Consider the following 5,023-nt stretch of genomic DNA (forward strand, 5'->3'; position numbering starts at 1 on the left):
CCCACCCTCAAGCACAGTATTGGTCTGACTAAGTATAGGGCGTTGCGCTATTTTGCACGCTGACCCACCAATACTGCCGAAACAGGTTACGGTTAGTTGTGTACCTCTAACTTCTTATGGCTTCCTTCAGACCCCACCGTTGGCCAGTGACGCCCTTGCCATTCAGATTATCTTCCCCTTAGTCAGGGTAATAAGGCATCTTTCAGCCTATCGGGTTTGCCAGCTTCGCTGGGCAAACAAAAAAACCTTGATGCAATCCATCAAGGTTTTTTTTCGAGTAAAAATAATTAAACTGAATCCTGAAAAAGATTCTAATCTAAGGATTTAACGACTTAAACTTAGAAAGTAAGTTTATTCCCACTTTATTTACACCACTACTCAAGCCAAGAGCTAGCTTATCGCTCAGCCCTTTTTTAACTTTGTATTTAATCTTATAAATTTGACGCTCATGTTGCTGCTCTAGCAATGCATCATCACTCGTTTTTATTACGTCTACCAAGCCTTTATCTATCGCTTGAGTTGCAAACCAATGCTCACCTGTCGCAACTAAGTTTATATCTAAGCTTGGACGTTGAGTGCTTACAAACGTTTTAAATAAATCATGTGTTTGTTCAATTTCTTCACGAAATTTTTCACGGGCCTTATCTGTGTTTTCACCAAATAAAGTAAGTGTGCGTTTAAATTCACCTGCTGTTATTTGCTCAAATTCAACATCATTTTTCTTTAATATTTTATTAAAGTTAGGTATTTGAGCTATCACACCAATAGATCCAACTATTGCAAAAGGCGCTGCAAGTATCTCATCCGCGACACACGCCATCATGTAACCACCACTTGCTGCCACTTTATCAATTGCAACACTCAGAGGAATACCCGCACTTTTAATACGCTGTAACTGAGATGCAGCAAGTCCGTAGCCATGTACAACACCGCCACCACTTTCTAAACGAATAAGTACTTTGTCTTTACTTGGATCGGCAATAGAGATAATGGCTGTAATTTCTTCTCGCAGGCTTTCTACTTCGTGAGCGTCCATACTACCCACAAAGTCAATTACATATAAACGAGGTTTAGGCTCATCTTTATCTGCTTTTTTACTTTTTGATTTAAGCTGTTTTTGATGCGCTTTAAGCTCTTTTTTACCCAACGTATTTTGTAAAAAACTTTCTTTAAGTTCAACTAGCTGCTCTGATATATCGTCAATTTGTATTTCACCTTTTTTGGCCTTTGGCTTAACTGCAGCGCCAACTATTAGCATTAAAATAACTGCTATAGCGATAACAAAAGTGACTGTCTTAGCAAAAAACAAACCGTACTCGTATAAAAATTCCAACAGGTTTCTCCATTTATAAATTTCAGCTAATTTAGCATGCTTTAAAGCAAAAAAAAGCCACTTTTCAGTGGCTTTTAAAGGTTAATTATTTTACTGGTTATTAATCAGTCACAATCTCAGGATTTGACACTAATAACATCCGTCCGCGAGCAGCTAAGTAAGTTGCTACTTGTAACTGCATTTCTGCATTAGCAGCTGCACTGCCTTCAACAGTCGAAGCCTCTGCAGCATCTTGAGCTGGCGTTAAAATAGAACCATGATGGCCAGTCGTAAATTTAACTAAATAGCTCGAAGGTGTTTCACTCAATGCTTGCGAAGAGCTTACTGTTTCAAGACCCATCAAGTTAGCTAATGGAATTGTGCCAGAAATAGGATTATTAGCTGCCATTGGTGGTATCACTTGGTCAGGCTTGTTATCAACACCATCACCCACAACAACATTAGTATAAACAGGAGTACCTAATGCTTTCACAGTGGCTGCGTAGTTCGTTGGGTCGCCACTATCTAATGCTGTTTGCGCCGCAAAAGCAAACTGTGTAAATACACCTTGAATGTTAGTAAGTTTAGTCGTTTCACCCGCAGTGGTAAGTGATGCAATATATTCGCTGTAACCACACGTTAAATAAGCTTCCATATCCTCCGATGCCAATGAACCACAGTTAGAAAGCGCAGCGCCCTGTAAGTAAACGTTAAGTTCATCAGCTTCTGTTGTACCCGCTTGTGAAAGTACTGAACCTTGAATAAATGGACCAAACGCAGCAGATTCAAGTAAGAAACTTGCTATACCGCCACCACCACTTGCAAGCGCTACCGTGTTTACATTAAATAGCGGATCAAGCGTTTCTGCCATTGGCGTATTAGCTTGAGCAATAAATGCTGGAGCAACAATAGAACCTAGCGAATGCCCAATGTAGGTAACGTCTTTACTATTAATAGTTGTATCGTTGATAAAGTTTAGGCCTAAACGAAGGCCTAATAAATCAGCAGCCGATTGACGTAAGCTATCACGTGCAACAAGCAATGAACTTAAGTTCATGTAACTAAGTACAGAGCCCGTTGTTGCATTAAAGTCGTCTGTTCCATCATCATCAACATCTATTCCACGCTCACCATGTCTTGGATGGTCAATAGCAACCGTTGCAAAGCCTTGAATAGAAAGCTGCGCAGTTAAAGCAAGCATACTTTCTTTTTTTGTTGTAATGCCGTGCTGCATAATCACAACAGGCCAACCACCTTCTGGGATACTTTCAAGCTCAGGTAAACCATAAGCTAAACGATAAACATTTATATCAGCTAAAATTGGCTTTGTAATTTGTACAGGTATAGTCTCATTGCTTTGAGCTAATGGAACTGGGTTATATTTAGTTAAATGCCGAGTAATATCTATTTTTGGATAGTCATGTAGACGGGTATTTATTTGCTGACAAACGTCTTCATAAGGCCCTTCGTCAAACATAGTTGCATCAATATCTTCTTCTTTACCCTCATCTCGTAACTTTTGATCCGCGGCTAACTGATTTAATACTGCAACAGGGCTTGAACACATTGCTTTCCAGTATGTGTCATTCAAAGCGCTTATATCGGTACCTGTAGGTGTGCCTAGATACATTGGTAAAGTAATTTCACCTTTAATGTATTCAACAGCATCAAATGGTGCAAAAGTAGCTATGTCTGGAAAACCTAAAAAATCTTTAACCGTTTCTTCAGACTCTGTGATAGTTATTTTTGGTATGGTTGCAGGGTTTCTCAAACTACCAGCTAATAATTGCTTAATAGTACCAAGTACTGGCCCTGCTGATTGAATAGTCATTGCGCTAGAAAAAATAATATCGTCTTTTGAAATATCGCCTGAACTAACTACTACATTTTCGTAGCTATTTACAGCACCTTGCAAACCAAGTTGGGCTTCTGTAATTAACGGCGCTTCTTCACTCACAGAGGCATAAGTAGATGAAGGCTCAATAGAACGACCTAAAGAATCCTTAAGCGCTGTAGTTAATACATTGATGTATGAGCTACCGGCCGTAAAAGGTTTTAAAGGTATAATAGCAACGCCATCACCTGAAGCTTGAGTAACAAAGTCAACACCAAAAGTAAGCTCACCGACCAATTTACAAGCAGTACCGGCAGCTACAACTGAACATTCTGCATCAGTTAAACTTGCACCCATTACAACTTCAAAAATTCTTACTGTACCAGGGGTCCCAGCAGACGCTTCATCTAAACTCACATTTGGTGGGAATGTTAAATCGATTTTATAAGGAACCTGCGAAGACCAACCATCAAGTGCACCTAGTGCAAGTTGAGGGTTTGCATAAGCTGCGCGCGAAATAGAGACATTGTTGTCATCTAATTCACCAGGAATATTAAGTGTACCGTCTTGAGTTCCACTCATTAATAAATCATTGGGTACCGATAAGATACCTGCTGCTGGATCAAATGTAACTGTTGCTGTTGGGATAACTGCTGCTGTGTCGTTTTTGACATCTGTTAACGTTTCTCCACCGCCACAACCTGCTAAAGCAGCTGTAACCGAGAGTGAAAGTAGCATTTTTTTCATATTGTTGGCTCCGCACGTATTTTATTTTTATAGTGTGTTTAATCAGTGTATTAAGTTAAAACAATGTAATCAGGTTATTAATGAGACATTAGACCAGTTAAACTTAACGTAAAGTTTCTATTTTCGCCACCTAATTTTACAATAAATTCGATTACTTCACGTTTCGCTATGTTAAAATCAAAAAAATTATATGAATTGGTACTTTTATGCACACATATCAAGCAGCTGAAAACGCACTTAAAGATAAAGTTATTTTAATAACAGGCGCCGGTGATGGTATTGGCCGAGTTGCAGCAATTACGTATGCAAAATACGGCGCTACAGTTATCTTATTAGGAAAAACAACTAATAAACTTGAATGTGTTTACGATGAAATTGTTAATGCTGGCTACCCTAAACCTGCAATAGTCCCTATGGATTTAAAAGGCGCAACGAAGCAAAACTACCGTGACCTTGCTGCAACAATCGAATATCAGTTTGGACGCCTTGATGGGTTGCTTAATAATGCAGGTATTTTAGGGTCACTCGGTCCGCTTGAACATTTTTGCTCATCTACGTTCGAAAACATAATGAAAGTAAACGTGACTGCACAAGCAATGATCACTAAAGCACTTTTTCCTGTTCTTCGTAAGTCTAATAATGCATCGATAGTATTTACGTCATCAGGTGTAGGCCGCAAAGGTCGTGAATTTTGGGGGCCTTATGCCATCTCAAAATTTGCAGTAGAAGGTATGATGCAAACATGGGCATGTGAAGTAGGTAAAACGAATATTCGTGTAAACTGTATTAACCCAGGCGCTACTCGCACTTCAATGCGAGCTGCTGCATATCCAGGTGAAGATAGAGACGCACTTGCTACACCAGAGGATTTAATGCCTACATATTTATATCTAATGAGTGACGATTCTAGTGAAGTGAATGGCGAATCGTTAGATGCTCAAGTAAAAAAGTAATTTAGAGTTTAAATAGTTTAAACAACACACATTAAAAAAGCCGCAATTAGCTGTCTCTTATACACAAATCCCTGCTAAGAAATTAGCGGGGATTTTTTTGAACTAAATCTCAATGTCATGATCAGATCTTCAAATCTTGTTTGAGGGCACATTATGATTAACGAACATACTCATTGG

The 5,023-nt window shown here is 39.1% G+C and carries 3 protein-coding genes; 1 reads left to right on the forward strand and 2 read right to left on the reverse strand.

Annotated features, from left to right (window positions below; all coding sequences use genetic code 11):
- Positions 1–316: 316 nt before the first annotated feature.
- Positions 317–1,333 carry a protease SohB gene (gene sohB / locus QL998_RS20240; protein ID WP_007582588.1) on the reverse strand — a complete coding sequence of 339 codons (1,017 nt, stop codon included), beginning with the start codon at positions 1,331–1,333 and terminating at the stop codon, positions 317–319.
- 100 nt (positions 1,334–1,433) lie between these two features.
- Complete coding sequence (locus QL998_RS20245; protein WP_290193370.1) at positions 1,434–3,893, reverse strand: VolA/Pla-1 family phospholipase; 2,460 nt, start codon at positions 3,891–3,893, stop codon at positions 1,434–1,436.
- 206 nt (positions 3,894–4,099) lie between these two features.
- Between QL998_RS20245 and QL998_RS20250 the strand changes: the two genes are divergently transcribed.
- Positions 4,100–4,846 carry a YciK family oxidoreductase gene (locus tag QL998_RS20250; RefSeq protein WP_166376245.1) on the forward strand — a complete coding sequence of 249 codons (747 nt, stop codon included), beginning with the start codon at positions 4,100–4,102 and terminating at the stop codon, positions 4,844–4,846.
- Positions 4,847–5,023 lie beyond the last annotated feature (177 nt).

Origin of the sequence: Pseudoalteromonas sp. APC 3691, assembly GCF_030408135.1 — a bacterium.
Taxonomy (GTDB): domain Bacteria; phylum Pseudomonadota; class Gammaproteobacteria; order Enterobacterales; family Alteromonadaceae; genus Pseudoalteromonas.

Coding starts and splice junctions, on each gene's coding strand:
- QL998_RS20245 (WP_290193370.1), bottom strand. CDS start 3,893: ATGAAAAAAATGCTACTTTCACTCTCGGTTACAGCTGCTTTAGCAGGT.
- QL998_RS20250 (WP_166376245.1), top strand. CDS start 4,100: ATGCACACATATCAAGCAGCTGAAAACGCACTTAAAGATAAAGTTATT.